This window comes from Sagittula sp. NFXS13 (assembly GCF_040148795.1).
Classification (GTDB): Bacteria; Pseudomonadota; Alphaproteobacteria; order Rhodobacterales; family Rhodobacteraceae; genus Sagittula; species Sagittula marina.
In genome coordinates this window covers 1-1242 of sequence record NZ_JAGEMH010000051.1, presented here as the reverse complement: position 1 = coordinate 1242, position 1242 = coordinate 1, and the positions used below count along the sequence as shown (strand labels likewise).

General features: G+C 55.9%; 1 pseudogene. It reads left to right on the top strand.

The features are described from left to right. Positions 1 to 63 precede the first annotated feature (63 nt). A pseudogene (locus tag J4E08_RS24425) lies at positions 64 to 1234 on the top strand (IS3 family transposase). The last annotated feature ends 8 nt before the right edge of the window (positions 1235 to 1242 follow it).

Sequence of the window (1242 nt, the reverse complement as noted above, 5' to 3'; positions counted from 1 at the left end):
TGGACCTGTCGCGGTTTGATGCCGCTCCTTTGATAGCATTTACTGCAACAAAGGAGACTGAATATGGGACTGAAACGGACGGACGAATTCCGCAAGGACGCGGTGCGGATCGCGTTGACCAGTGGGCTGACGCGCAGGCAGGTGGCTGACGATCTGGGTGTCGGCATGTCGACGCTGAACAAGTGGATCACAGCAAGCCGAGAGACGGACGTGGTGTCGAAAGAGGATTTGAGCCTCATCCAAGAGAATGATCGGCTGCGCCGCGAGAACCGCATTCTCAAGGAGGAAAGGGAAATCTTAAAAAAGGCCACGGTGTTCTTTGCGAGCCAAAAGCCGTGAGGTTTAAGTTCATTGAAGAACACCGAAATCATTTTCCAACAGAGCGCTTGTGTAGGGTTATGGACGTGAGTCCGCGTGGATTACGGGCGTTCCGCACCCGCCCAGCCAGTCGCAGGCAGCGATCTGATCTGGTCACACTGGCGCATATCAAAGAGCAATCGCGTCTCAGCCTGGGCAGCTATGGTCGGCCACGGATGACGGAAGAGTTGAAGGAGATTGGCTTGGACGTCGGTCATCGCCGGGTGGGCCGTTTGATGCGACAGAACGGCATATCCGTTGTGCGAACCCGCAAACACAAGGTCACAACCATTGCCCGGCAGGCGATTGCAACGCAATCTGCCGAGAGGGGGATAGCGATCATAAGTTCAACATTGCGCCCAATCTGCTGGATCGAGACTTCGCCGCGGATCAACGAAACCAGAAATGGGCAGGCGACATAAGCTACGTCTGGACCCGCGAGGGTTGGCTGTATCTTGCTGTGATTTTGGACCTGCACTCGCGCCGTGTCATTGGTTGGGCTGTGAGCAACCGCATGAAACGGGACTTGGCGATCCGTGCGTTGAAGATGGCCATCGCGTTCCGGCAACCGCCAAAAGGCTGCATCCATCACACGGATCGCGGCTCGCAATATTGCTCCCACGACTACCAGAAGATCCTGCGCCAGAATGGCTTCAAGGTGTCCATGAGTGGCAAAGGCAATTGCTATGACAATGCCGCCGTCGAGACGTTCTTTAAAACCATCAAGGCCGAGCTGATTTGGCGTCGGTCATGGGAAACACGGCGGCAAGCTCAGATGGCCATCTTTGAATACATCAACGGCTTCTACAATCCGCGACGCCGACACTCAGCGTTGGGCTGGAAAAGCCCTGTCGCGTTCGAGCGGAAGGTGGCCTAAACGAGCAC